This is a genomic window from Xylophilus sp. ASV27 (assembly GCF_016428875.1).
GTDB lineage: Bacteria > Pseudomonadota > Gammaproteobacteria > Burkholderiales > Burkholderiaceae_C > Xylophilus.
Map to the genome: position 1 here is coordinate 1 of NZ_JAELTO010000064.1, position 26,781 is coordinate 26,781.

A 26,781-nucleotide genomic window follows, 5' to 3' on the forward strand; every position below is an offset into this window, starting at 1 on the left:
CCCCCCCCCCCCCCCCCCCCCCCCCCCCCCCCCCCCCCCCCCCCCCCCCCCCCCCCCCCCCCCCCCCCCCCCCCCCCCCCCCCCCCCCCCCCCCCCCCCCCTCTTTTCACAGATGTGTATAAGAGACAGGCCCATGCATGGGCCACAAAGCAAGCGCCACTCTCCCTCACCTCTCTGGCTTGGCGCATTTCTTCCGCCCGTACTGCTGGCCCAGGGATGCGACGTTAGAAATTCGTACGCCCGACTCGGTTTCGAACGCCCGCGCCAATGCATTCCTGCCCTCATCGCGGCCTCTGGCCAGAGCCTTCCCGGGCAAAGCTCCGACCCGGCGCATCCTGCCGACGCGCATACGTGGCTGCCATCCATCTTGCTGGGACCTCTTCACCCGCCGCGTAAAACGCGCGGGACAGCACTGAGGAGATCCATCATGTCAGTGCCATCCCCCGCTCAGGTGATGGGCATCGATGCCGGCGGCACGATGACCGACCCTTTCTTCGTTCGCAAGGATGGCCGCTTTGTGGTCGGCAAGGCGCAAAGCAACCCTGCCGACGAAGCCCTGGCCATTTTCAACTCTTCGAAAGATGCGCTCGCGCACTGGAACCGCGATGTCGATGACGTCTTTCTGGAACTGCTGACCTGCGTTTACTCCGGCACCGCGATGCTCAATCGGGTGGTGCAGCGCAGGGGGCTCGAGGTCGGTCTGATCGTCAACAAGGGGTCCGAGCACGTGCATTCGATGGGCCGCGCCATCCAGAGCTATCTGGGCTACGCGCTCGAGGAACGCATCCACCTGAATACCCACCACTACGACGAGCCGCTGGTGCCCCTGCCGCGCACGCGTGGCGTTACCGAACGCACCGACGTGCAGGGCGACATCGTCATCCCGCTGCGCGAAATCGAAGTGCGACAGGCCGTACGCGAACTGGTCGCCGCCGGCAGCAAGGCCCTGGTGATCGTACTGCTGCAATCCCACAAGAACGGCGCCAGCGAGCGCCGAGCCCGGGACATCGCGCTGGAAGAACTGGCCAGGCTGGGCAGCGAAGTGCCCGTCCTCGCATCGGTGGACTACTACCCGCAGCGCAAGGAAAGCCACAGGATGAACACGGCCATCCTCGAGGCCTACGCCGCCGAGCCCTCGCGCCAGACCTTGCGCAAGGTCAGCGACTATTTCAGGAAGCACGGGGCGAAGTTCGATCTGCGCGTCATGGCCACGCACGGGGGCACGATCAGTTGGAAGGCAAAGGAACTGGCCCGGACCATCTTGTCCGGGCCGATCGGCGGCGTCATCGGCTCCAGGCTGCCCGGCCAGGCGCTGGGCCACGAGAAAATCGCGTGTTCTGACATCGGCGGCACGTCGTTCGACATGGCGCTGATCACCAAAGGCAATTTCACCAGCCACGTTGTGCTGGGCTATCTCAATCCGGACAACTTCCTCGGCGGCGCCATCAAACTGGACGTCGCCCGCGCCCGCAAGAGCATCAAGCAGCAACTCGCGGACCCGCTAGGCCTGACGGTCGAGGACGCGGCCGCCGGGGTGATCGAGTTGCTGGACCTGCAACTGCGCGAATACCTGCGCTCCAACGTAAGCGCCAAGGGCTGCAACCCGACCGACTTCGTGTGCTTCAGTTATGGCGGCGCGGGGCCGGTACATGCCTACGGCTATATGGAGGGGCTAGGCTTCAAGGACGTCATCGTGCCGCGCATCCCGGGGACTTGTTCAGCGTTGCCCTTTTGCCCACACGGCGTCAGGCATGTACCCGCGCCGCCGAGGCGCGCTGCAGCACGTGCCGCACCATGGCCTGAGCCAGTTCCTGCTCGCCGAGAAAAACGGTGCCGGCGTGCTCCTGCTCCAGCATGCGCGCCTCCTCCTCGTTGTGCATGCGCACCACCACCTCGATACTGGGATTGAGCGCGCGCGCGGTGCTGATCATCTGCCGCACCCCCAGCGCATCCGGCACCGCGACGACCAGCATGCGGGCGCGGGCGATGTGCGCCTGGATCAGTACCGCCGGATCCATGGCGTTGCCCGATACCGCCGCGATGCCGCGCGCGCGCAGGCTCTCCACCAGCTCACGGTTTTCCTCGGCCACTACGAAGGGCATCTCCTGCTCGGTCAGCGCCGCGGCGATGCGCCGCCCCACGCGCCCGTAGCCGACGAGTACCACTTGGTGCGCCAGGTAGCGCTCATGCGTGCTGCTGGGCAGTTCGGCCAGCGGATCGTCACGCTGCTCCAGACGCCGGGCGTAGGCAGACCGCTCCAGCAGCCAGCGGCGCAGCGGCTCCATGCCCTTGAACACCAGCGGATTGACGGCGATCGAGATCAGCGCACCCGCCAGCACCAGACTCTGCCCTTCCAGCGGCAGCAGTCCCAGCGACAGACCCAGGCCGATGAGGATGAAAGAGAACTCGCCGATCTGCGCCAGGCTGGCCGAGATGGTCAGCGCGGTATGCAGCGGATAGCGAAAGGCCAGCACCAGCGCCGCCGCGGCGATCGACTTGCCGACGATGATGATGCCCACCACGGCCAGCACCTGCAGCGGCCGCTCGATCAGCACCATGGGATCGAACAGCATGCCCACCGACACGAAGAACAGCACGGCGAAGGCGTCACGCAGCGGCAGTGACTCTTCCGCGGCGCGATGGCTGAACTCCGACTCGCGCATCACCATGCCGGCAAAGAATGCCCCCAGCGCGAAGGACACGCCAAACAGCGCCGCCGAGGCGAAGGCGATGCTCACGGCCGCGGCCACCACGCAGAGCGTGAACAGTTCGCGCGACCCGGTGCGCGTGACCTGCCACAACAGCCAGGGGAAGACACGCCGCCCCACCACCAGCATAAGCGCCACGAACAGCCCCACCTGCAGCAAGGTGACGCCCAGGGTGCGCAGCAGGGAGTGGGCCGACGCCGGGTCGACCACCTTCCCGCCGAGCCAGCCCGCCAGCGGCGGCAGCAGCACCAGCACCAGCACCATCGCCAGGTCCTCCACCACCAGCCAGCCCACCGCCACGCGGCCGGTGAAAGTGTCGAGGATGCCCAGCGTCTCCAGGGCCCGCAGCAGCACCACGGTGCTGGCCACCGACAGCGCCAGTCCGAACACCAGTGCCGCCCCGAAGCTCCAGCCCCAGAGCGATGCCACGCCAACACCCAGCAGCGTGGCAGCCACGATCTGCACGATGGCCCCCGGCAAGGCAATGCGGCGGACCGAGAGCAGGTCGTCCAGTGAAAAATGCAGCCCCACCCCGAACATCAGCAGCATCACGCCGATCTCCGACAACTGGGCGGCAATCTCACCGTCGGCCACGAAGCCCGGCGTGAACGGCCCGATGAGCACGCCCGCCAGCAAATAGCCCACGAGCGCCGGCAGCCTTGCCTTGGCCGCCAGAAAGCCGAACACCAGCGCCAGCCCCAGACCTACGGCAATGGTATTGATGAGCGAGACACTGTGGGGCATCGAAGACGTTCTCCGGGCTGGAGGTGGAATGGGAAAGGGGGCTTCGGCCCGCCGGCGCGCGCCGAACACATCGCGGACGAAATTGCAGCCGTTATAACCGCAGCACGTGTGAGAACCGTGCCGGATCACAAAACAAAACGGCGCCTGGAAGGCGCCGTTGGATCTATGTCCGCCGATGGTGCCGGCGAGGCACCGGCATCAGTGCATGTGCAGGCCGCCGTTGACCGCGAACTCGGCACCGGTGGCATAGCCGCCCTCATCCGACGCCAGCCAGGCGATGATGGAGGCGATCTCGCTGGGCTCGCCCAGCCGCTTCACCGGAATGGTGCCGACGATCTTGTCGAGCACGTCCTGGCGGATCGCCTTGACCATGTCGGTGCCGATGTAGCCCGGGCTCACGGTGTTCACCGTCACGCCCTTGGTGGCCAGTTCCTGCGCCAGCGCCATCGAGAAGCCATGCATGCCGGCCTTGGCGGCAGAGTAGTTGGTCTGCCCGACCTGACCCTTCATGCCATTGACCGAGCTGATGTTGACGATGCGCCCCCAGCCCCGTTCCACCATGTCGGCCACCACCTGCTTGGTGACGTTGAACATGCTGTTGAGGTTGGTCTCTATCACCGCGTCCCAGTCCTCGCGGCTCATCTTCAGGAACATGCGGTCCCGGGTAATGCCGGCGTTGTTCACCAGCACGTCGATGCTGCCGTGTTCGGCCTTGGCCTTGGCGAAGGCTTCCACTGTGGAATCCCAGTCGCCGACGTTGCCCACCGACGCGTAGAAGGTGAAGCCCAGCGCCTTCTGCTCGGCCAGCCATTTGTCGAAGTCCCGCGTGGGACCGCAGCCAGCAATCACCGTGAAACCGTCCCGATGCAGGCGCTGGCAGATCGCGGTACCGATCCCTCCCATGCCACCCGTCACATATGCCACTCGCTTGCTCATAACCATCAATGCCTTCTTGAATTAGTAGGTAGAGAGCCTACCCGCAAACACTGTATCGAACATTGACGATACCCCCTGCTCAGGGGAAACACCGACGATTCCCGGACGGTCCGCTCGGATTTCATTTTTATACTGATGTCGCCCTGATCTCGAGAGTGCGCTAGGCTGTCGTCCAGTCCACATTGCATTGGCCGCATCGCACGGCGCGCCAATGCGCCCCCCCACACCAGCCGGCCCCGCGCGGTGCAAGAGACTTTTCTTTGGAAGGCCAGATACCGTGTCGATCGCAAACATGTCCATCCGACTACGCCTCGCGCTGAGCTTCGGCGCCGTGCTGCTGCTGTTGCTGGCGTTGCTCGCCGTCGCGACCTTGCGGGTCGGCAGCCTTGGTGCCACGGCGCGCGAGATCGGCAACGACGACTGGGCCAAGGCAGAGGCGGTGGCCACGATCGGCAAGTCGGTGCAGTCCGGCGCACGTCGCACCATCGAACTGATGTTCGCCACGGACCCGGCCCACGCCGCGGAAGCCGCCCACAAGGCCGCGGCCGACGGCCTGGCGCTGGATGCCGCGGTGCAGTCGCTAGAGCGCCTGGCCGGTGCCCCGGAGGAGCGGCCGCTGGTCGCGGCCATCCACTCGGCACGGGTTGCCTACACCGCGGCGCTGGGCAAGGCGACCGAACTGCTGCGGCAGAACCAGCGTGAACAGGCCGCCATCGTCTGGACCGGTGAAACCCTGCCCGCGCTGGAAGCCATGGAGTCAAAGGTCTCGGATCTGGCCGCCCTCGAGAAGCGCCGCGTCGAGGCACTGGGCACACAGGCCGAGAGCGAGGTGTCCTCCGCACGCTGGCTGATGCTGGGCCTGGGGCTGGCAGCGCTGCTGGTGGGCTGCATCTGCGCGGCCGGCCTGATGCGCGGCATTGCCCGCCCGCTGGATGAAGCCCTGCTCATCGCGGAAACCGTCGCCTCCGGCGACCTGAGCCAGGAGTTCAGCACCGAGCGCGGGGGCGATTTCGGCCGCCTGCTGGGAGCGCTGGGCACGATGGAAGACACGCTGACCGATCTGGTGGGCCGGATCAAGGAGTCGACCGACCAGATCGCCACGGCCTCCGGCCAGATCGACGCAGGCAACCGCGACCTGTCGCGGCGCACCGAGGACCAGGTCTCGTCCCTGGAGCAGACCGCCGCCAGCATGGAGCAACTGACGGTCACCGTGCGGCAGAACGCCGAGCGCGCGCGCTCGGCCAGCGGGCTGGCCAGCGGCGCCTCGGGCATTGCCGAGCGCGGCGGCGCGGTGGTGGGCGAAGTGGTCCACACCATGGGCGCGATCAGCACCAGTTCGAAGAAGATCGTCGACATCATCCAGGTGATCGAGGGCATCGCCTTCCAGACCAACATCCTGGCGCTCAACGCGGCGGTCGAAGCGGCCCGGGCCGGCGAGCAGGGCCGCGGCTTTGCGGTGGTGGCCAGCGAGGTGCGCAGCCTGGCGCAACGCAGCGCGGTCGCCGCCAAGGAGATCAAGGGCCTGATCGACGACTCGGTCCACCAGGTCGAGAGCGGCGCCCGCCTGGTCGGCCAGGCCGGCAACACCATGAGCGAAATCATGGGCGCGGTACGGCAGGTCAACGCCATCCTGACCGAGATATCGGCCGCACTGAACGAGCAAAGCACCGGCATCGAGCACGTGAACCAGGCCGTGACGCACATGGACTCGGTCACCCAGCAGAACGCGGCGCTGGTCGAGGAGGCTGCTGCCGCCGCCAAGTCGCTGTCCCAGCAGGCCGGCCGGCTGCAGCAGGTGGTGGGCGAATTCAAGCTCGAGGCCGATGATGAGCCGGCCCGGCGGTCCGCATCCACGGCAGCGCTCGCCATGCCGGCCCTGGCGGCCGGCTGATCGCCTCCCCACGAAAAAAACGCCGCGGATCAGGCGGCGTTCCTGGTGTCGCGCGGAGCGAGGTTCAGCGCTCGACCGTCAGCGCCACGCCCATGCCGCCGCCGATGCACAGCGAGGCAATACCCTTCTTAGCGTCACGGCGCTGCATTTCGTGCAGCAGGGTCACCAGGATGCGGCAGCCCGATGCACCGATCGGGTGACCGATGGCGATGGCGCCGCCGTTGACGTTGACCTTGCTGGTGTCCCAGCCCATCTCCTTGTGCACCGCGCAGGCCTGGGCGGCAAAGGCCTCGTTGATCTCCAGCAGGTCCAGGTCGCCCGGCTTCCAGCCGGCGCGCTCCAGCGCCTTCCTGGAGGCCGGCACCGGGCCCATGCCCATGATGGCCGGGTCCAGGCCGGTGGTGGCGTAGCTGGCGATGCGCGCCAGCGGCTTCAGGCCCAGGGCCGCGGCCTTCCTGGCGGTCATGACCATCACGGCGGCAGCGCCGTCGTTGATGCCCGAGGCATTGCCCGCGGTCACGCCGCCGGCCTTGTCGAAGGCCGGGCGCAGGCCGGCCAGGGCGTCCGCATTGGTCTTGCGGTTGATGAACTCATCGGCCGCGAACACCAGCGGATCGCCCTTCTTCTGCGGAATGCTCACCGGCACGATTTCCGCCTTGAAGTACCCCGCGTCCTGCGCGGCGGCGGCCTTCTGCTGGCTGGCCAGGGCCAGCGCGTCCTGCTGCTCGCGCGTGATACCGTACTGCTTGGCGACGTTCTCGGCGGTGATGCCCATGTGGTACTGGTGGTAGACGTCCCACAGGCCGTCCACGATCATGGTGTCGACCAGCTTCCAGTCGCCCATGCGCTGGCCGTCGCGCGAGTTGGGCAGCACGTGCGGCGCCATGCTCATGTTCTCCTGGCCGCCGGCGATGACGATTTCGCTGTCGCCCGTGGCCACCGCCTGCGCGGCCAGCATCACGGCCTTCAGGCCCGAGCCGCAGACGGCGTTGATGGTCAGCCCCGGCACCGCCTGCGGCAGGCCGCCCTTGAGCAAGGCCTGGCGCGCCGGGTTCTGGCCGGCACCGGCGGCCAGCACCTGGCCCATGATGACCTCGCCCACCTGCTCGGCCGCCAGGCCGCTGCGCGCCAGCACCTCCTTGATCACCAGCGCGCCGAGTTCGGTGGCGGGGATCTTGGCGAGCGAGCCGCCGAACTTGCCCACGGCCGTGCGTGTGGCGGCAACGATAACGATGTCTTCCATGAATGCTCCTTGCTGACTCTCTTGGGGGAAATTAACGGGGGAACTCAGGCCTTCTGCCGCACGTAGCGGCCGGGCGCGGGCTCGATCACCGGGTAGTCGGCGCTGCCGTAATCCTTGGGCGCGGCGACCATGCGGCCGGCGTGGCTGGCGAGCCAGGCGGACCAGTCGCTCCACCAACTGCCCGGGCGCTCCTGGGCCTGGGCCTGCCATTCAGCGAGGGTGGGCGGCAGCGCGCCGTCCTCGCGCACCCAGTGGCTGCGCTTTTTCTTGGCCGGCGGGTTGATGACGCCGGCGATGTGGCCCGAGGCGCCCATGACGAAGCGGCAGGGCCCCGGCAGCACCTGGGTCGAGGCGTAGGCGCCGCCGCCCTGCATGCCGACCGGCACGATGTGGTCCTCGCGCGAGCCATAGACGTAGACCGGCAGCTCGAGCGTGCGCAGATCCACCGGCACGCCGCAGACGGTGGTCGCGCCGGGCTGGACCAGGCGGTTCTCCAGGTAGGTGTTGCGCAGGTACCAGGCATAGAACGGGCCCGGCAGGTTGGTGGCGTCGCTGTTCCAGTACAGCAGGTCGAAGGGCGGGGGCGTTTCGCCCTTGAGGTAGTTGCCCACCACGTAGTTCCAGACCAGTTCGTTGGGCCGCAGGAAGCTGAAGGTGGAGGCCAGCTCCTTCCCGGAGAGCAGGCCGCGCTGGCCCATTTGCAGCTCGCGCAGGCGCACGAAGGACTCGTCGATGAACAGGTCCAGCACCCCGGTTTCGCTGAAATCGAGGAAGGTGGTGAGGAAGGTGGCCGAGGCCACGGGCTTCTGGCCGCGCCCGGCCAGCACCGCCAGCGCGGTGCCCAGCATGGTGCCGCCGACGCAGAAGCCCAGGGTGTTGATCTTGGGCGCCTGGGTGATCTCGCGCACCGCCTCGATGGCGCGGATCACGGCGTGCTCGATGTAGTCGTCCCAGGTGGCTTCCGCGAGCGACTCGTCCGGGTTGCGCCAGCTGACGACGAAGGTGCGGTGGCCCTGCTCGACGGCGTAGCGGACCAGCGAGTTGTCCGGCTGCAGGTCCAGGATGTAGTACTTGTTGATGCAGGGCGGCACCAGCAGCAGCGGCCGCGCATGCACCTTGGGCGTGAGCGGCCTGTACTCGATCAACTGGAACAGCGCGTTCTCGAACACCACCGCGCCCTCGGTGGTGGCGACGTTGCGGCCGACCTCGAACACGCGCTCGTCGGTCAGGCTGACATGGCCCTGGCGCAGGTCCTGCGCCAGGTTGTGCAGGCCTTGCGCCAGGCTCTGGCCTTGCGTTTCCAGCGCTTTCTGCTGCGCCTCGGCATTGAAGGCGATGAAGTTGCTGGGCGCGGCGGCGGCGGCCCATTGGTCGACGGCGAAGCGGATGCGGGCACGGGTCTTCTCATCGGCCTGCACCGCGTCGGCCAGCCCGGCGAGCACCTTGCTGTGCAGCAGGTGGGCCCGCGCCGCGATGCTGCCGATCGGGTTGCGCGCCCAGGCGTCGCCGGCAAAGCGCCGGTCCGTGGCCGGCTCCAGCCCGGTGCCGCCGGACCAGAGGGCGGCCATGCCCTGCAGGTATTCCTGCTGCAGCGCCTGCACCTTGGCGGTGTCCAGCTGGGGCATGGGCGCCGGCTGGCCCGCCGCGGGAAGGGCCGACTGCCAGAACTGCTGCCATTGCGCGGCCAGGTCGTGTGCGAAGCTGCCTGCGGGGGGGAATGCGGCTGGTCCAGAATCCATGCGGTCTCCTCAATTTCTTATCCGAACAGGGTGGGATGGCCCATTGCAGGCCACCCGCTGGAGCATTGTATGTACCTCGTCGTGATCGCCTGGCTCTACGTGGCCACCCTGATGGCCGTGGCCGAGGCCACCAACACCACCGGCACGGTGCTGGGCGCCATCGTCACCTTCCTGCTGTACGGCCTGCTGCCGATGGCGATCGTGGTCTACCTGATGGGTGCGCCCGCGCGGCGCCGCGCCATCCGCAAGCGCGAGGCCGAGGAAGCCGCGGCGGCGCGGGCGGCCTCAGACGCGCCAGACGCAGGCGGCCATGCGCCCGCTGCTGCCCAGGCGCAGAGCGTCGCGCCGGTGCGAGAAGAATCGTGAGGCATTGCCCACGGTGCACCAGGCCGCGCTGCCGTCATTGCCGTGCACCGATGCCACGCCGGCCGCGGCCAGCCGGCGCCGCGCCAGGGCGGGCAGGTCGGCCCACCAGTGCCCCGCCACGGCGGCCGGCCTGAAGCAGTCGGCGGCGCCGGCATCCCGGGCCACGAAGGCGGCGCGTACCTCGCTGCCCACCTCGAATGCGTCGGGGCCTATGCACGGGCCCAGCCATGCTATTAATTCAATAGCATAAAGCCCAGATTCTTCCTGGGCTTCAGCCCTGAATCGCTCGCAAAGTGCCTCCAGCACGCCGCCGGCCAGCCCGCGCCAGCCCGCATGCGCGGCGCCCACGGCGCGGCCGGCGCGCTCGGTCAGCAGCACGGGCAGACAGTCGGCGACCATGATGGTGCAGGCGCGGCCCGGGGCGGTGGCCACGCAGGCATCGGCCGTCGCGCCGTGTGTCACGGCCGGGTCGTCCAGGCTGAGCACGCCGCTGCCGTGCACCTGGCGCAGGAACACCGGCTGCGCCACCGTGGCCTGCGCCAGCCGGGCGCGGTTGGCCTGCACGGCGGCGGGCGCATCGCCCACGTGATCGCCCAGGTTCAGCGACGCCCAGGGCCCGTCGGAGACGCCGCCCGCACGGGTGGTGCACAGCGCGCGGACCCCGGCCGGCGCCGGCCAGTCGGGGACGATCCAGTCCGGATGCATCAGGCCTCGGCGTCCGGGCAGGCCGAGGGCTGGGCGCGCTGGAAGGCCGGCAGCGCCATGCAGCGCTCATGGACCGCCAGGGTCAGCGGCAGGCCCGAGAGGTCGCAGTCGAAGCGCTGGGCATTGAAGATCTGCGGCACCAGACAGCAGTCGGCCAGCGTGGGCGCGTCGCCCCAGCAGAAGGCGCCCTGCCCGTCCGCCGGCCGCGCGGCCAACTGGCGCTCGAAGGCCAGCAGCCCTTCGCGCACCCAGTGGCGGTACCAGCGGTTCTTGGCGTCTTCGTCGAGCTTGAGGTCGCGCACCAGGTAGCGCAGCACGCGCAGGTTGTTCAGCGGGTGGATCTCGCAGGCGATCGACTGCGCCAGGGCGCGCACCTGGGCGCGGCCGGCGGCGTCGGCCGGCAGCAGGGCCGGGCGGGGATGGGTTTCGTCGAGGTATTCGATGATGGCCATGGACTGCGACAGGCGCAGGCCCGTGTCGGTCTCCAGCAGCGGCACCAGGCCGTCGCGCGACCTGGCCGCATACTCGGGCGCGAGGTGCTCGTTGCGCGCCAGGTGCACCGGCAGGTACTCGTAGTCAAGCCCCTTGAGCGCCAGCGCGATGCGCACGCGGAACGAGGCGGAGGAGCGAAAGTAGTTGTAGAGTTTCATGCGGCCAAGCATAGCGCCGCCCCGTTTCCGTCCCCTCCATTCCAGGACCCCTTCATGAGCTACGTCTTCACCCCGCCCGCGCCGGTTGCCGTTCCGGTGGCCGGCCGTCCCGAGAAGTTTCCGGTGCACCGCATCTACTGCGTGGGCCGCAACTACGAGGACCACGCCAAGGAAATGGGCTTCACCGGCCGCGAGCCGCCGTTCTTCTTCCTCAAGCCCGCCGATGCGGTGCTGGTGGTGGCCGAGGGCGAGACCGGCACCCTGCCCTACCCCAGCCTGACGAAGAACTTCCACCACGAGATCGAGCTGGTGGTGGCCATCGGCAAGGGCGGGCGCAACATCGCCGCGGCCGACGCCTTCGCGCACGTGTTCGGCTACGCCGTGGGCCTGGACATGACGCGCCGCGACCTGCAGAACGAGATGAAGAAGCAGGGCCGCCCCTGGAGCATCGGCAAGGGCTTCGACCACAGCGCGCCGATCGGTCCGATCGTGCCCAGGGAACAGGCAGGCGACGTGGAGAAGGCCGAGATCTGGCTCCAGGTCAACGGCGCCGACCGCCAGCGCAGCACGGTGGCCAAGCTGATCTGGAGCATCGCCGAGACCATCGAGCACCTGTCGGCCGCCTGGGAGCTGCAGCCGGGCGACCTGATCTATTCCGGCACGCCCGAAGGCGTGGGCGCGGTGGTGCCGGGCGACCTGCTCGAAGGCGGCGTGGCCGGCATCGGCACGCTGCGCCTGAAGGTCGCCTGACGCCCGCGCGATGTTCCGGCGCCCCCCGATCCTGCACTGCCGCAACTGCGGCGGCGCCGTCGTCTACCGCGTGCCCGACGACGGCGACACCAAGCCGCGTGCCGTCTGCACGCTCTGCCACACGGTGCACTACGAGAACCCGCTGAACGTGGTGGGCACGGTGCCGCACCTGGACGGGCGCGTGCTGCTGTGCAAGCGCAACATCGAGCCGCGCTGGGGCAAGTGGACGCTGCCGGCGGGCTTCATGGAACTCGACGAGACCACGGCCGAGGGCGCCGCGCGCGAGACCGACGAAGAGGCCGGCGCGCGGATCGAGATGCAGGCGCTGTTCAGCGTGATCAACGTCAAGCAGGTCGGGCAGGTGCATTTCTTCTACCGCGCGCGCCTGCTGTCGGACGCCTTCGCGCCCGGCGTCGAAACCATCGAGGCCCGGCTCTTCACCGAGGCGCAGATTCCCTGGGACGAGATCGCCTTTCGCACGGTGCGCGACACGCTCCGGCATTTCTTCGACGACCAGCGGCGCGGCCATTTCGGCATGCACCACTTCGATATCGGCTGACCCCACCGGTTTTTCGATAGAAAAATGGATGAAGCCAAGGTAATACCTGGGCTTTTAGCTATATTTTTTATAGCAAAACGCTACACCAGCCCGATGTCCACCGGCCGCACGCCCGGAAACACCTGGGCCAGCCGGGCGTCGTCCAGCGCGTAGATGCGGCGGAACACGCCGCCCAGCACCGCGCGGTATTCGTTGAGCACCGGGAAGTCGCGGTTCTGGTTCAGCGTGGCCGCGTTCACCGCCACCTGCTCGCCCGCCAGGCGGCCGCCGCGCACCGCGCCGCCGGCCACCCAGTAGACGGTGCCGTGGCCATGGTCGGTGCCGCGCGTGCCGTTCTCGCGGAAGGTGCGGCCGAATTCCGACACCACCACCAGCACCGTCTTGTTCCAGGCCGGCCCGCTTTCCTCGGCGAATCCGGCGATGCCCGCGCCCAGGTTCTGCAGCAGGTTGGCCAACTGGCCCTGCGCGCCGCCCTGGTTGACGTGCGTGTCCCAGCCGCCGACGTCGATGAAGCCCAGGTTGAAGCGGTCGCGCATCAGCCCGGCCATGCGCCGCGCCTCCAGCTCGAAGCCCTTGGCGCTCAGGGAGCGGCGGTTGGCGGCGTCCATTTCCTGCATGCGCGCGGCCATGCTCGGGGCGGCCATGTCCGCGCCGGCGCCGCCTTCGTGCAGTGCCGCGGCGCGCTTCTGCATGGCCTCGGCCTCCTGCGCCACGGTCTGGCGCAACTCGAAGCCTTCGGCGATCACGGACTCGAAGCGCGTGCCCTTGTACATCTCGGCAAAGAGCTGGCTCTGCCGTGCGTCGAAGGGCGTGCGGCCGGTGCCCTTGAGCGACACGTTGGGCACGCTGGCCGGCCCGGCCAGCACCGCCGGCAGGCCGTCGGTGAAGGCCACCGGCGCCGCCCGCCCGCCCATGGCGCCGGCCAGGCGATTGAGAAAGCCGGTGCCGCGCAAGGCGCTGGCGTTGCCGGCCTGCGCGTGGTCGCCGGGCAGCGGCAGGCCGGCCTCGACGCTGTCCTGCGTCTCGAAGTGGCTGCGCGACAGGTCCTCGGTGCCGGCGAACGGGATGAAGGCGATCTGCCGCTGCTGCCACAGCGGCATCAGCGTGGCGGACAAGGCGGGGTGCAGCCCCCAGCCACTCGCGCCCTCGCCCTCCAGCGCCACGGCGGCCTGCGGATCGGGCAGGCCGCCGGCGGCCGCCGGGCGCCGGATGGCGATGGTGGGGCGCGCGGCATAGTAGAAATCGCTCGCGCTCGGCACCAGCACGTTGGCCGCGTCGTAGCCGCCGCGCAGGAACACCAGCAGGAAGCGCGTGTCGGCCCCGGTCGCGGGCAGCGCAAGCGCCTGCGAACGGATCAGGGGGCTGGCCAACCCCAGGCCCGCAAGGCCCAGCAGTTGGAGGTGGCGTCGTCTTTGCATGAAGAACTCCTTGCGGGCGGACAGTGCCGCACCTGTGGCATGGCTCAACGCTGCATCCACTCCGGGGATGACAGCAACACCGTATTCCATTCCGGCTGCGAGGCCGCGTCGGCCAGCGCGCGGCGCGTGGCCGGGCCCAGGGTGGGCTCGACCAGCGCGTAGAAGCTGCGCGTTGCCAGCAGCGGGAAACCCGCGCGCAGCGGCTTGCCGGCGTCGTCGGCATACAGCGCGGCCTGGCCGGTGCCCATGGCCCGGGCGATCTCGAAGCGCTTGACCATCTGCCCCGAACTGGCCCAGGCCGCCTCGCCCAGCGGATAGCCGTCGGGCGTGATGCGACCGTAGAGCGGCTCGCCCAGTTGCGCCAGCCAGTTGGTCACCGGCCGCATGTTGGCCGCGGGCCGTTCGGCATAGGCCATGCGCATGGACGACGTCACGTACTGCATCGGGTCCTTGAACTTGCGGCTGCCCCCGGCCAGCACCGCCTGCATCTCCGGCGCCAGGAACAGGGTGCGCAGCACCGCCGCGATGTCGCCCTGGCTGCGCTGGAAGGTGGCGGCCATGCGCTCCACCAGCGCCGGCGGCGGCGTGTCGGCCACGAAGTACACCGCCAGCTTGTGCGAGATGAAGCGCGCCGTGGCCGGCTGGCGCACCAGCAGCGCCACGGCCTGCTCGACCTCGGCGAAGCCCGCGCCGTCGATGCGCTGGCCGAGCAGGGTCTTGCCGCCGAAGTCGTGGCGGGCCGGGTTGAATTCGAACAGGCCCTGATGCAGGTACAGCGCCTGGCGCTGCGGCGGCAGGCGCGGCGGCTGGCCGTTGGCGTCGATGCCCACGCCGGTGAGGATGCGCGCCAGTTCCTGCACGTCCTGCTGGGTGTAGCGCGAGCCGCTCGGGCCGCCGGATACGCCCAGGGTGTGCAGCTCCATCAGTTCGCGCGCGTAGTTCTCGTTGATGCGGCCGGCGGCGCTCTGCGCGTTGTCCAGGAAATCGAGCATGGCCGGCGCGGTCAGCGTGGCCATCACCAGGTCGTGGAAGCGGCCGAAGGCGCGCGGGCGCACCGCCTTGTCCTCGTAGTCGCCCAATGTCCAGCGCACCGCGCCCTTGCCCGCATAGACGCTGAAGTGGTTCATCCAGAACCAGGTCATCTGCTCGCGCAGTTGCGCCGGCGAGTACAGGGCGCGCAGCATGTGGCGGGCCGCCGTCTCCTGGGTGGCCTCGTTGCCGGCACGGTTGAGGGCGCTGCGCGCCTGCTGCCTGGCGTCTTCGTCGGGCAGGGTGTTGATGCGCTGCTGCTCGGCGCGCATCGCGCGGTAGCGCTGCTCGGCCGACTGCTGCGCCACCGGCAGCACCGCGATGGCGGCGGCCAGCCCGGGCGGATCCTCCAGCGGCCAGGCCAGTTGCTCGTCCAGGAAGCGCGCGCGCCCGATCGCCCGCAGCCGCGCCAGCGCGGCATCGTCGCCCCAGAACAGCACCCGGTTGAGCCAGCGCGCGTCGGTCTTGCGCAGTTCGGCCTCCGGAACCGCTGCGCGCGCCTCATCGGGCTCTGCCGGCTTGAAGGGCGCACACGCTGCCGCGAGCAAGGGCGCGGCCAGCAATCCGAGGCGGCAACGGGGGGAAAGGGACATCGCAAATCACTCCTTCGGCGCGAGGACGCATGCAGTCCTGCAATGGCCCTCCGATTGGACTGCAAACCGGGAGCGAAATGGACGGCCGCGCGCATCGTCACGGAAAAGCTGCGCAAGCAAAGAGGGCTTTGTGTTACGCGGCGCTACGGCGCGCAACGGCGCGAGATGAAAAAAAAGCACGCCCAAGAAGAGCGTGCCTTCTTCACAGGACCAGAGCCCGATTCACATATGGTCGATCATGAGGCCTCAAGCGGTTGCAACACGCCGCAGGCTGTGGCACGGCGTTGCGCTGGCGTTGCGCCATGGAGCCAACCATGGAGCCATCGCCGGCCGCAGCTGCAACTCATTCGCTCTGCTTCGCTCCACAACGCTGCGCCCCCAACGAGTACACCAGGCACCCCACGCGTAGAGGCGCCCGCCCACGCCAAAAGCGGTTCTACGGAGCCATTACGGGCAGCGCATCCATGCTCACTCCGCTCTTAAGGCCGGTGGAGCATCATCGTTTGGCTCGACGGTGGCAAACCGAGCAGCCAACAGATCGGCCTGCTCGGCAAACTTCTTCGCATTGGTCTTCCGCAACTGAGCCAGGTTTTGCAGCTTCCATCGCACGCCCGGCAGATGTTCGAAGTGATCAATGCCCAGCCGCGCCCACTCCGGTGTACCGGCGACCATCGATAGCAGAAAAAGCCGTTCCTCCTCGTCCAGTCCTAACTGGATCTCGCGCACCAGGCGCTCACGGGCGGCGAGCAATGCCTCCAACGGCACCGGCTCCGCCGTCATGCCGTGAAAGTTGTGCGTGAAGTCGTACTGGATGTCCCGCAGCGGAGGGAACAGCACCTCGTGCAACGGACGGTTGCTGCTGACCAGGTACACGACGAAGGCGCGCCGGATGCCGGGCGTGATGCCTTCGTGCGAAAAAAGCTGCATCACGTCGAACAGGTCGCGGGGATGCTGCCGATCCAGCGCCGCCACCAGCTTGCCGCCGTAAACGTCTTCCAGCGAGACCACCGGGATCTCCAGGTCGGCCATCAGCACATCACGCGCGGTCGGCGTGAGCGAGGCTTGACGCACCGGCAGCACGGTGCCCCGCATCACGAAATTCACTTCGATCTTGACCTGTACGGTTCCACGCCGCACCAACAGCTTGGTCTCCCCCTCTGCTGCCGCCGGTGCGTGTACCTGCAAGCCATGTTTCTTCAAGCGCTCAGCCGCTTGCCGGATGGCCTCATTGATGCGAACCAGCGCCTCGTCACGTGGCAACGTGTGGTCGGGAAAGACCAGATCAAGGTCCACCGACAGGCGCGGCATGTCGCGCACGAAGAGGTTGATCGCGGTTCCACCCTTCAGCGCGAACGTGTCGTCCACGAATACCAGTGACGCCACCTGCGTCAGCAGGCGCGCGGTATCAAGATAGGTCTGATTCATCGTTTTAGCACCAGCAGGCCGTCGGCCGATCGGGACACCCAGGGCCGGTCGCTGCCCGTCGGTAACGTGGCCGGATCGAGCTTGGCTGCCCAGGGCAGCGATGCCTCGCGGCCGAGTTGCAGGCAGAGCCGTACGGTCTTGACGCTCGTGCAGCGCTGCAGCAGCTCGCGCAGCACTTCGACACGCAGGCTGTAGGTACTTTCCACGAGCTCGCGCGCCTCCTGCAACGGCTGGCGGACGCCTACGTCGCTCAGCAACTCCAGCAGTGCGCGCTCCGGCGCCGATACCTGCGGCGCTCCGCTACGCTTCTCGAACGGCCCGGCGTGCAGCAAGGCGCTAGGCTGCTCATCGAAGAGCCGCTTGCGGTGGTACTCGGCCGGAAAGCGCTCGGTGAACCATTCGGGCAGGCGCCCGGCCGCCCAGCCATAGAGCTGCAGCACCGGCTGCTGCGCCACATACTGGCGCACGCCGTACCAGTCCAGCGCCGACTTGCCGCCTACGTGCAAGCCTTTGAGGCGACGCTGCAGCAGGGTCAGGCTCGGATGCAGCCCTAGGGTGTCGTTGGGCCGGCAGAAAACCCCGCGAGCCAAGCGCATGAGCCAGCCCGCGCGCACATAGTGCACGGCCAGATCCGCAGAGATGCCCAACGCCGCCAAGTCCTCCGAGGTCAGCGGCATCCCCGGCGGCAAGCGGGTATAGAGCGCATTTAGCTTGCTCGTTCCAGTCGTAGCCATACTGCGATTCAAACACTTTATTCAAACTTCAGTCAACTTGAAATGTGATTTTTAATCGTAGCCCGACTACGACAACAGAACTTTTTCAAAATAACCAAGCCTCCCGTCAACAACCAAGCGAGAGATTCGCACCGAGCCGCCCGACGCTGTGCATCCTTCGCCGGCTGCGGTGGGGCTCTTGATTGAGTGGCACTGCACATCGACCCAGTCGCGAGAAACGAAGCCTCCAGAATAGACCGATCTCTTCGTGCCCTGCACACCCTTACAGAACGGGGGCGGCCCGCTCCTGCCAGACATCCCGTTACTCCGGTTACTATTTGCCGAGCAAGGGGAACGAAGGAGGAGCACATCCAGTGCTGACAACAAACACGGCAGCAGAACTGTTTCGGCACCTGAGTGCGGAGAAAGCCGTGCTCTACCGCAGCATCATGGACGTATTCGCCGCAGCCAAGCGGCAGTACCGCCTCCAATTGCGGCCGGATGAGGTCCTCGCTGAAGCCAACTGGTCCGGTTCCCCCCCGCGCCTTGAAGAAGTGAGCAGCGCCTTGGCCCAACTGGCTGAGTGGGGCAACCTTGAATCCCAGCCCGACACCGCGCGCGTGTCGTCGTTGAACGACTTCTACCGTGCCCGCTTTCTCTATCGCCTGTCCCACGGGGGCGAGGCAGTGGAAGCCGGTCTGGCGGTCTTCTACCAAACCCTATACCGTCGCGCCGAACTGCAGACCGTTGCCCTGGAAGACATCACCAGCCGCCTTCTGGCGTTGCGTCAACTGGTTGACGACACCACGTCCCCCGATGGCCCCGACGTTGCCAAGATGCATGAGGTGTTGCGTGATCTAGTCCGCGTTTTTGAGGACCTGGCCGAAAACGCTCAAGCCTTCATGGCCGGTGTGGCTCGCAGCCTGGAGCTGCAGCAGGCGGACGCGAATGCCGTCGTCACCTACAAACGGCGGCTGATCGACTATCTCGAACGGTTCATGGGCGATCTGGTCCGCCGTTCGGAGACCATTGCCCAACTCATTCAATACCTCTCCTCCCGTATCGATCACATCTTTCTGCAGATTGCCGAGCGCGAGGCCACCGACGCGGCGCCGGGTGATACCCAAGACCAGATCGACGAAAAAATGCGTCGCTGGCAGGGCTGGCGAGAGCGATGGAAAGGACTTCAAGGCTGGTTCCTGTCAACGGGTTCGGAGCCCCCTCAGGCGGAACTGCTGCGCGCCCGGGCGCGGGCCGCGATCCCCCAGTTGCTGGGTGCCATCGCGGCCATGAACGAACGACGTAGCGGGCGCAGCGACCGTTCGACGGACTTTCGGATGCTCGCCCAGTGGTTTGCGGCTTGCGAAACCGAGAGCGAGGCGCACCGCCTTGCGCGGGCTGCATTTGCGCTCCAGCCTGCCCGACATTTTTCGCTGAACCCACAGTCTGAAGACAACATTCCCGCGAGCACCTCCTGGCTGGATGCGCCGCCTTTACAGATCAGCCCGCGTCTGCGTGAGTACGGGGAAGCAGCGCCCCGCGGCCCGCTGGCCCGGGTGCGTGACCGCAGCGAAGAACGGGCGCTGATGGCACAACAGCTCTCGGAAGAATCGCGCCAAGTGGAGGCGGCACGGCAACGTCTGGCCACCGGTCAACCGATCAAGCTGTCTGAACTGGGCGATCTGGACACGCACGCATTTGGCTTGTTCCTCAGCCTTCTCGGTGAAGCACTGGCCGAGCAGGCACACCCGGATCAAGTTGTGGAGCGCCAGACAGGTGACGGACTCCTCCACATACGGATGGAGCCCCTGGAGGCAGACAGTCGTGCCCGCATCTCCACCTCCAGCGGGGTGTTCTCTGGCCGGGATCACCTGCTCACGATCTCCCTGACTCAGGAGTCGATGTGAACATTCGCGTTGCGCCACGACAAGACAACCAGCGCATTGGGGATCTCCAGAAGGCGCAGCAGCAGGACGAGTTCAGCAGAGGCTTGCGTGCACTGTTGATGCACCCCTTGATGGCGGCAGGACACGAGGACTTTTCTGCAGTGCGCCGCCAGGCCGAACGGTTGAGAGACTGGTTCGCCAGGGAAACCGGCTGGCCACTGCACGTGGACCGCGAGGGAGCGCGACTGTTCAAGCGCCCTGCCAACCTCAGCGACGACACAAGAGGAATTCCCTCGTACGACAAGCGCCGCTATGTGTTGCTCTGCCTGGCCTGCGCGGTACTTGAGCGCGCCGATCCGCAGATCACCCTTCAACTGCTGGGTGAACGCGTGATGCAGTGGGCATCAGAAGCCACGCTGCAATCGCGAGGCTTTGAGTTCACGCTCCGTACTGCCGCAGATCGACGCGACCTGGTCGCTGTCTGCAGAACCTTGCTGGAGTACGGAGTCCTGCAACGCGTTGCCGGCGAAGAAGAAGGCTTTATTCACGATGGCAATGGAGCCCAGCACGACGCGCTGTATGACGTGCAACGGCGAATACTGGCAGGCATGCTGGCCGCTGTGCGTGGTCCCTCGACCTGGCGCTCCGAGGATGCACCCATTGAGTTCGAGGACCGCCTGCAGTCTCTGGTTGTCGAACACCAGGTCGAGAGCGAACAAGGGCGACGTGACACCTTGCGTCATCACCTTGCTCGGCGCCTGTTGGACGATCCCGTGATCTATACCGCCTCGCTCGATCCGGATGTGCAAGCGTATTTCATCAATCAGCGAGGCACCATGGCCAGCCGCCTGTGCGAAGCTGCCGCCCTAACCGCCGAGCAACGTGCCGAAGGGCTGGCGCTGACCGACGAGTCCGGTCAGTTGACCGATGTCTCGATGCCAGCAGAAGGCACCGAAGCGCATGCCACGCTGCTGGTGGCCGAATATCTTGCCCAGCGTCTGCGCCTCGATTCCGGATCTGCAGGAACCACGGACGAAGCGGTTGCAGCTTTCTTGCGTAGCGCCGTCGAGCGATATGGCCGCTATTGGCGACAGTCGGTACGGGAGCCCGGCGCGGAACGAGAACTGGCCGACATCGCGCTGGACAGGCTCTACAAGCTCCAACTGGTCCATCGCGAGGAAGGTTGGATTCATCCCCGTCCAGCCATCGCAAGATTTGCGCTCGGAGAAACCCAGGTGCGCCCGCCCACATCCCGCCCCGGCCGCCCAGATACGCTGTTTGACGAATGACCGACGCCCTCTTCACCCCACCACCGCCGCGTCGCCCGGCCCTTCCCGAACCTCAGCGGGAGCGCTGGCAGCCACTGAGGCTGGGTCTGGTCGAACTCTTTCACTACGACAGCGAGGAATTCTGGTTCAGGGACGGCCATCTGCTCCTGCGAGGCAACAACGGAACAGGTAAATCCAAGGTGCTATCGCTGACCTTGCCATTCTTGTTCGATGCCCAGTTGCGGCCATCACGCATTGAGCCCGATGGCGACCACGGGAAGAAGATGGCCTGGAACCTGCTGATGAGTTCCTATCAGCGACGCATCGGCTACACCTGGATCGAATTTGGTCGCCGGACAGCAGATGGTGTTTCGCACTACCTCACCCTGGGCGCCGGCCTGTCGGCAGCGGTGGGGAAAACACAGGTGGACAGCTGGTTTTTTATCCTTGATGGCGGGCCCAACGGCGCTGATCCCCGCATTGGCCAGGATATCTGGCTCACCAATGAGCAGAAGATGGTCCTCACCCGGGAGCGCTTGCGCGAAGCGGTTGAAGGACAAGGTCGAGGCAAGATTTTCGAGAACGCACACAGCTACCGCCGCGCAGTCGATGAACGCTTGTTCCAGATAGGGACCAAGCGCTATGAAGCGCTGATGGACACACTGATCCAGTTGCGCCAACCTCAGCTGTCGAAAAAGCCGGACGAAGCAGGGTTGTCGCATGCATTGACCGAGGCGCTACCGCCCATGCCGATCGAGCTGCTCAGTGACGTGGCAGAAGCCCTCAACCAGTTGGAGGAGGATCGTATCCAGTTGGAGGACATCCGTTCACTGGAACGGGCCATCAAACACTTCGAACAACGCTACCGCACGTATGCAGGCACGGTGACACGACGTCAAACCCGAGAGCTCAGGCAGGCCCAGACGGGGTTCGACAAGGCCAGCGAAGGACGCAACAAGGCCCATACGGATTTGAAGGATGCTCAGGACGCAGAGGATCTGGCCAAAAGCGTTCACATGGAGACCAAACAGCTCCTGGCCGCTGCCAGGACCCGGCTGCAAACGCTTCAAAGCGATCCGGCCAATCAAGACGCCAACCGCCTGAGTCAGGCAGAAACCGATGCCAAAGAACGGAAGGCCGAGTCCGAAGCCGCCGAAGCGCTCCGCAATCATGCAAAGAAAAACCTGGACCGTGAGGAAGAACGCAGCCGTCAATCAAACCAGCGCTCAACAGCGGCCAAGAGCGCGCTCCTGACAGCACGAGCTCATTGCACCGAAGCGGCAGAAACGGCAGGTACGGTTCCCTCGATCACGGATAACCTGCTGATCACCCTCGTGCCGGAAGAGCTGCCCCGGCTGGCTCCTGAAGAAATCCCGCAAGCGGCAACTCTGCTGCGCAATGCCACCAGCAAACGCCGGGAGGACATTCGTCACCTGGAGTCGCGACATACGACGGTGAATGTCAAGCAACAGGCTCTGGTCAATCAGCAGGTCTCGCAACGCGATCGACAGGCAGATCTGGAAGAAGCGGCTGAGCGACGGGCCGGGGCCGACCTGAATACCGAAACTGCTGGCAACGAGCTGATCGACGCTTGGCACGCACATTGCTCGAACCTGACCCACCTGCACCTTGACCAAGTTGCACCACTGGAACAACTTGTCGACTGGGTTGCGCGTCCGGAAGGTGCCAACCCCATTCACGAGGCCTTGACCGAGGCGTATCGGCAATCGACCCACCGCCAAGCCAGTCAGCATTCGGCGTGGACCACCCAGCAGAGCACCCTTCAATCCGAACAGAAAACGCTCAGCACAGAAAGGGATCGGCTGCTCGCCGGCCACGATGCGGTTCCCACGCCTCCAGCCATGCGGGCCGCGGGTATCCGCGATGGACGTCCAGGGGCACCGTTGTGGCGGCTGGTGGACTTTCAGCCTGATCTCGATTCGAAACAACGTGCGGGATTGGAAGCCGCACTTGAAGCTTCTGGCCTGTTGGACGCCTGGCTATCGCCCGACGGCTCACTGACCGACGCCAATGGTGTTCAGTTGCTTGACAGCACATGGGCACGTCGCCCACCGGTCTTGGGCCGCAACCTCGCGAACGCGCTGCATCCCGATGTCCCTGACGACAGCGCAGTGACCGCTGAACTGGTCGCGTCCTTGCTTGCCACCGTAGCGTATGGGTCGGAAGACCTCGGCGAGAGCGAGTCGTGGGTCAGCGAGCAAGGTGGTCACCGCTTGGGTGCTCTCGCCGGCGCCTGGCAGAAGCCACAGGCCGTCTACATTGGTCATACAGCCCGAGAGAACGCACGACAACGCCGCCTCGAAGAGATTGCGGACCGTCTGGGCGAGATCGACATCCTGCTGGAAGATTTGCAACAGAAATTCCTGCGCCTCACGCAGGATGGACAAGAAGCGGAGCGCGAATGGAAAGATGCGCCCTCCGACCAACTGCTGCGCGCGGCGATTCTCGCTGCAGCCAGTGCAGAGCGGGAGGTTCTCCAGGCTCGACAGCGTCTTGACGCTGCGGATGCCCAATGCCGAATCGCTGAAGCGGAACTCCAGGCCGCCCGAGAGGCATTGGAGCGCGACGCCGCTGACCTTCAATTGCCCTCGGTGCTTGCGGACTTGTCGCCCATCAACGGTGCGTTGGACCGATTTGCCGACGCACATCAGCTACTGGCCCTGGCAACGCGGGAATGGTGCAGTGCATGGCCCGAATATCAGACGCAACAGGAGCGCGAGAAAGAGGCTGTGGAGACCTTGAGCGAACGGGAAGCGTCGTTCTTCACAGCCAGCGAGCGCGCAGCTGAATCTGCGGCGCGATATGAAGTCCTAAAAGGAATGATCGGCGCTAAGGTTGAAACGCTGCGTCAACAGCTGCAAGATGCATCCGCAGAGGTATCGATTGCCAATGGTGCGTGGGAAGCCGCCCAGTCTGCATTGACAACGGCCAGCGAGACGCGTGCGGTGGCGGCAAGCCAAGCAGACACCGCCGACGCCGTGCTGGCTGAGCGAGCAGCAACCCGCGCGCACGCCATAGAACGCCTGCAGCGCTTCACCGAGAGCAGCTTGCTGGCATCCGCTCTTCCAGACTTTCCGGTTCCGGACGGGAACATCCCCTGGACCATTGACCCGGCTCTGAACCTCGCTCGTCGGGCGGAGCACGCTCTCGCCCACATTGCAGACGATGAGGCAGCATGGGGTCGGATTCAACGACAGATCGCTGAAGACCTGACCGAGTTGCAGCGATCACTCAGTTCGCTGGGCCATCAGGCAACCTCAGAACCCAACGACTGGGGGTTCTCTGTTCATGTCATCTACCTGAACAGGCCAGAGCGGCCCGATGCCCTTTCCAATCGACTGACCGACGAGATTGCGCAACGCAGCGAATTGCTCACAGCCAAAGAGCGAGAAGTTCTGGAGAACCACTTGCAAGCTGAAATCGCGGCCGAAATTCAGCGCCTGATGCGCGCGGCCGACAAGCAGGTGGATGCCATCAACGAAGAGCTCCGCAAACGCCCCACGTCCACGGGGGTTCGCTACCGTTTGCAGTGGCTCCCCCTGACACCGGAACAGGGCGCACCCACCGGTCTTGAAGTCGCCCGCGAACGCTTGCTCAACCGAAGTGCCGACATGTGGTCGGCTGAAGACCGAAGCGTGGTGGGTGCCATGCTTCAGCAGCAAATCGCGGAGGAGCGCGCGCAAGCAGACGCCGGCACCACAGGTTCAAGCCTGGTTGAGCAGTTGGCAAAGGCCCTGGACTATCGTCGCTGGCATCGGTTTAGCGTGCAAAGGCATCAGGATGGTCAATGGCGCAAGCTCTCTGGCCCAGCCTCCAGCGGGGAACGCGCACTCGGTCTGACTGTTCCCTTGTTTGCGGCCATTTCCAGCTTCTACGGGCGAGGAGGCAGCCCACATGCACCTCGCCTGATGCTGCTCGATGAGGCATTTGCAGGCATCGACGACGCGGCCCGAGCACATTGCATGGGACTGATACGCGAGTTCGATCTGGATTTCGTGATCACCAGTGAGCGCGAATGGGCTTGTTATGCAGAACTGCCAGGCGTATCGATCTGCCAGCTCCAACGCCGTGAGGGCGTGGATGCTGTCTTCGTCTCTCGTTGGGCCTGGGATGGTCGAGCCAAGCGACGGGAAGAAGACCCGGACCGTCGCTTTCCCACACCGTGATCCACATGGCGAACGATCCCAATATCGATCCAAGGCTGATCAGAAGGCTCGGGGGCGCCGAGCTTGCTGAGTTGCGTCGGCGGATGAGGCGGCATTTCGAGCGGTATGGACGCAATCCAGAAATATTGGGCTTCCAACTGACCAAGCTGAGCGCCGTTGAGTACGAGGCGTTGGCGCTGCTCATCGGTCTACCTCCTCGACCCACCCAATCTGTCCGAATCGACATTGCTCAGTTCGACGCAGCCTTGCAAGATGCAGGCATGGCGAACTCGCTTCATGAAGCCTTGGAAACGCTGGATGGCCCAATCGTGAATCGAGCAGAGGTCAGGGCCGATCTGCAGTCACGCTGGTCCAGCGTCACCGACGATCAAGGGCTACATCCTGCGCTGTGTGGGTGGTTGCGGGGGGCACCAGCCGTAAGCCTGCTGAAGCGGGTGTCCAAACAAGCACCCCAAACGGCCCTCCAACTGCTGCGGCAAGCGCACACGGTCATGCAACACCTGCCAGCCCAGGGTTTGACACGGGCCCAGCTCGCTGCGGATGCACTCGGCAATGCCCATGCCCTCGACAATGGTCAAGCAGTAGCAACGGTTGTGCTGGCAGCATTGCACCATGGTGCCAACGACGATGAACTTGAGCAGCCCCCTTCGGAGGGAACAACGGGGGCAGCAGATGGCACTCGTCGACCAGCCGAGCGGGCGAGAGATATCTGGGCTCGATCGGGCGTACTCGTCAACGAGTTGGCCCGCCCTGCCCTGTTCCTGAATTTGCCAGTCCGCACTCCCGCAGACGCACTGGCCGCGCCAGGTGAACCTGGCTACCTTTCCCTGCGTCGGCTCTTGAGAACACCCCCTGACTGGGATGTTGCGAATAAGATCATCTATGTCTGCGAGAACCCCAACATCGTCTCGATTGCAGCGGATCGCCTGGGCGCTGCCTGTGCCCCACTGGTATGTACTGACGGCATGCCTGCGGCCGCACAGCGTGTGCTGCTGAAACAGCTCTTCGACGCAGGGGCCAAGCTGCTGTATCACGGCGACTTTGATTGGGCCGGCGTTCACATCGCCAACAATGTCATGAAGCTCTGTGAAGCCCGCCCTTGGCGCTTTGGAGCCGAGGACTACATCCAGGCAGTCAAGTCCATCGCGCCCAAGAAGCGGGACTTGGAAGATATGCGCGTCGCCGCATCTTGGGACACTGCGCTGGTCGATTCGATGCGATCGAATGGGGTGGCCATCGCCGAAGAGGCCGTTGCCTCCCAACTGATCGATGATCTGCCGCATTCCCGGTCGCAATCGTATTGACCTCAAAGCGCTTTCGTATGGACCCTTGCCGATCTGGGCTGCCCCTGCGTTCGACTACCATATGTTTCAGCCATGCAAGTCAGCAATGCAAGTTTCGGGTCGCTCGCTCTTCCGTTGGAAATCTCGGAGGGTTTGGCTCCGCTCGGAGATTTGCAGCGTTTAACAGCGGGTCTCGAACTGGTCGTTCCTGAGAACTACGAAGAATTGGCCCTCTCGCCGGAGTTGAGCGGCGAAGTGTTTGCGATTCAGCGACTTCTCACGATCTCTAGGCTGGGTATTCCATTGACCGTGTCGTGGGCACCTGCCATTAGAGCGGCTAACAAAACAAAGGGAGGTTGCGAGCACAGATGACACAACAAGCCAGGGAAAGCAGCGCGACATGAATGTCGATGCGGCGCTCGAAGCGGGTTCGCAGCTTGCCGAACGCGGCCAGCCAAGCATGGGTACGCTCGACCACCCACCGATGGCGCCCGAGCCTGTCATTGCGCTCGATGCCTTTGCGAGCAATACGATCCTGGATACCGCGGCGCTTAAGGCAAAGCTGAACAAGCGGTCGATTTCAGCGAGGCGCGGTCGCGTTGATCGGGAACTCCGAGATGGGAAGGCCGCAGCGGCTCGATTGCGAGCCGGATTGCGACCATTTCTGGCCCACGCCCGCGCATGGCCG

General features: G+C 65.8%; 18 protein-coding genes and 2 pseudogenes. 9 read left to right on the forward strand and 11 right to left on the reverse strand.

The window, feature by feature from the left end; all coding sequences use genetic code 11:
- Nucleotides 1–427: 427 nt before the first annotated feature.
- Nucleotides 428–1,714: pseudogene (locus tag JHD63_RS14060) on the forward strand (hydantoinase/oxoprolinase family protein); the annotation flags it as partial.
- Nucleotides 1,715–1,745: 31 nt separating this feature from the next.
- On the opposite strand, the gene ybaL reads toward JHD63_RS14060, so the two are convergent.
- Together ybaL and phbB are read right to left on the reverse strand one after the other, a co-directional pair.
- Entirely contained in the window at nt 1,746–3,452 is a 1,707-nt protein-coding gene (ybaL, locus tag JHD63_RS14065; RefSeq protein WP_198971450.1) for a YbaL family putative K(+) efflux transporter, read from the reverse strand.
- Between the two features lie 198 nt (nt 3,453–3,650).
- Nucleotides 3,651–4,388: an acetoacetyl-CoA reductase gene (gene phbB / locus JHD63_RS14070; protein WP_198971451.1), complete on the reverse strand. Its 738-nt coding sequence runs from the start codon at nt 4,386–4,388 to the stop codon at nt 3,651–3,653.
- A 292-nt stretch (nt 4,389–4,680) separates the two neighbouring features.
- Between phbB and JHD63_RS24775 the strand changes: the two genes are divergently transcribed.
- Nucleotides 4,681–6,279, forward strand: coding sequence for a methyl-accepting chemotaxis protein (locus JHD63_RS24775; RefSeq protein ID WP_198971452.1), 1,599 nt, complete (start codon nt 4,681–4,683; stop codon nt 6,277–6,279).
- 64 nt (nt 6,280–6,343) lie between these two features.
- Here the strand turns inward: JHD63_RS24775 and JHD63_RS14080 are convergent, their stop codons facing one another.
- Together JHD63_RS14080 and JHD63_RS14085 are read right to left on the reverse strand one after the other, a co-directional pair.
- The gene (locus JHD63_RS14080) at nt 6,344–7,522 is read right to left on the reverse strand and encodes an acetyl-CoA C-acetyltransferase (RefSeq protein WP_198971453.1); all 1,179 of its coding nucleotides are present in this window, start codon (nt 7,520–7,522) and stop codon (nt 6,344–6,346) included.
- A 44-nt stretch (nt 7,523–7,566) separates the two neighbouring features.
- Nucleotides 7,567–9,261 (reverse strand): PHA/PHB synthase family protein, encoded by a 1,695-nt coding sequence (locus JHD63_RS14085; RefSeq protein ID WP_198971454.1) that lies wholly within the window; start codon nt 9,259–9,261, stop codon nt 7,567–7,569.
- A 69-nt stretch (nt 9,262–9,330) separates the two neighbouring features.
- Between JHD63_RS14085 and JHD63_RS14090 the strand changes: the two genes are divergently transcribed.
- Entirely contained in the window at nt 9,331–9,627 is a 297-nt protein-coding gene (locus tag JHD63_RS14090) for a hypothetical protein (protein WP_198971455.1), read from the forward strand.
- On the opposite strand, the gene pgeF is transcribed toward JHD63_RS14090, so the two are convergent.
- Nucleotides 9,547–10,332, reverse strand: a complete 786-nt coding sequence (gene pgeF, locus JHD63_RS14095; protein WP_198971456.1) for a peptidoglycan editing factor PgeF — start codon at nt 10,330–10,332, stop codon at nt 9,547–9,549. The genes JHD63_RS14090 and pgeF overlap by 81 nt on opposite strands.
- The gene (gene maiA / locus JHD63_RS14100; protein ID WP_198971457.1) at nt 10,332–10,982 is read right to left on the reverse strand and encodes a maleylacetoacetate isomerase; all 651 of its coding nucleotides are present in this window, start codon (nt 10,980–10,982) and stop codon (nt 10,332–10,334) included. Before maiA ends, pgeF begins: the two co-directional genes overlap by 1 nt.
- 54 nt (nt 10,983–11,036) lie before the next feature.
- Between maiA and JHD63_RS14105 the strand changes: the two genes are divergently transcribed.
- Nucleotides 11,037–11,732 carry a fumarylacetoacetate hydrolase family protein gene (locus tag JHD63_RS14105; RefSeq protein ID WP_198971458.1) on the forward strand — a complete coding sequence of 232 codons (696 nt, stop codon included), beginning with the start codon at nt 11,037–11,039 and terminating at the stop codon, nt 11,730–11,732.
- A gap of 10 nt (nt 11,733–11,742) precedes the next feature.
- Nucleotides 11,743–12,291, forward strand: a complete 549-nt coding sequence (locus JHD63_RS14110; protein ID WP_198971459.1) for an NUDIX hydrolase — start codon at nt 11,743–11,745, stop codon at nt 12,289–12,291.
- An 80-nt stretch (nt 12,292–12,371) separates the two neighbouring features.
- On the opposite strand, the gene JHD63_RS14115 is transcribed toward JHD63_RS14110, so the two are convergent.
- The 4 genes from JHD63_RS14115 to JHD63_RS14130 all read right to left on the reverse strand — a co-directional run bounded on the left by JHD63_RS14115 (nt 12,372) and on the right by JHD63_RS14130 (nt 17,490).
- A complete protein-coding gene (locus JHD63_RS14115) occupies nt 12,372–13,709 on the reverse strand; it encodes a DUF1501 domain-containing protein (protein ID WP_198971460.1) in 1,338 nt (445 codons plus the stop codon).
- 44 nt (nt 13,710–13,753) lie between these two features.
- On the reverse strand, nt 13,754–15,331 hold the full coding sequence (locus JHD63_RS14120) for a DUF1800 domain-containing protein (RefSeq protein WP_198971461.1): 1,578 nt from the start codon (nt 15,329–15,331) through the stop codon (nt 13,754–13,756).
- A gap of 468 nt (nt 15,332–15,799) precedes the next feature.
- Nucleotides 15,800–16,756, reverse strand: coding sequence for a nucleotidyl transferase AbiEii/AbiGii toxin family protein (locus tag JHD63_RS14125; RefSeq protein WP_198971462.1), 957 nt, complete (start codon nt 16,754–16,756; stop codon nt 15,800–15,802).
- Nucleotides 16,753–17,490: a type IV toxin-antitoxin system AbiEi family antitoxin gene (locus JHD63_RS14130; protein WP_198971463.1), complete on the reverse strand. Its 738-nt coding sequence runs from the start codon at nt 17,488–17,490 to the stop codon at nt 16,753–16,755. Before JHD63_RS14130 ends, JHD63_RS14125 begins: the two co-directional genes overlap by 4 nt.
- 380 nt (nt 17,491–17,870) lie before the next feature.
- Here JHD63_RS14130 and JHD63_RS14135 point away from each other — a divergent pair, with 380 nt between their 5' ends.
- The 4 genes from JHD63_RS14135 to JHD63_RS14150 are packed head-to-tail and all read left to right on the forward strand — an operon-like array spanning nt 17,871 to nt 26,114.
- Nucleotides 17,871–19,376, forward strand: a complete 1,506-nt coding sequence (locus JHD63_RS14135; protein WP_255519288.1) for a TIGR02677 family protein — start codon at nt 17,871–17,873, stop codon at nt 19,374–19,376.
- On the forward strand, nt 19,373–20,644 hold the full coding sequence (locus JHD63_RS14140; RefSeq protein ID WP_370590513.1) for a TIGR02678 family protein: 1,272 nt from the start codon (nt 19,373–19,375) through the stop codon (nt 20,642–20,644). Before JHD63_RS14135 ends, JHD63_RS14140 begins: the two co-directional genes overlap by 4 nt.
- Nucleotides 20,641–24,810 carry a TIGR02680 family protein gene (locus JHD63_RS14145; RefSeq protein WP_198971465.1) on the forward strand — a complete coding sequence of 1,390 codons (4,170 nt, stop codon included), beginning with the start codon at nt 20,641–20,643 and terminating at the stop codon, nt 24,808–24,810. The genes JHD63_RS14140 and JHD63_RS14145 overlap by 4 nt, the downstream gene beginning before the upstream one ends.
- Nucleotides 24,811–24,815: 5 nt before the next feature.
- Entirely contained in the window at nt 24,816–26,114 is a 1,299-nt protein-coding gene (locus JHD63_RS14150) for a TIGR02679 family protein (protein ID WP_198971466.1), read from the forward strand.
- A gap of 316 nt (nt 26,115–26,430) precedes the next feature.
- On the opposite strand, the pseudogene JHD63_RS14155 reads toward JHD63_RS14150, so the two are convergent.
- A pseudogene (locus JHD63_RS14155) lies at nt 26,431–26,649 on the reverse strand (transposase); the annotation flags it as partial.
- Nucleotides 26,650–26,781 lie beyond the last annotated feature (132 nt).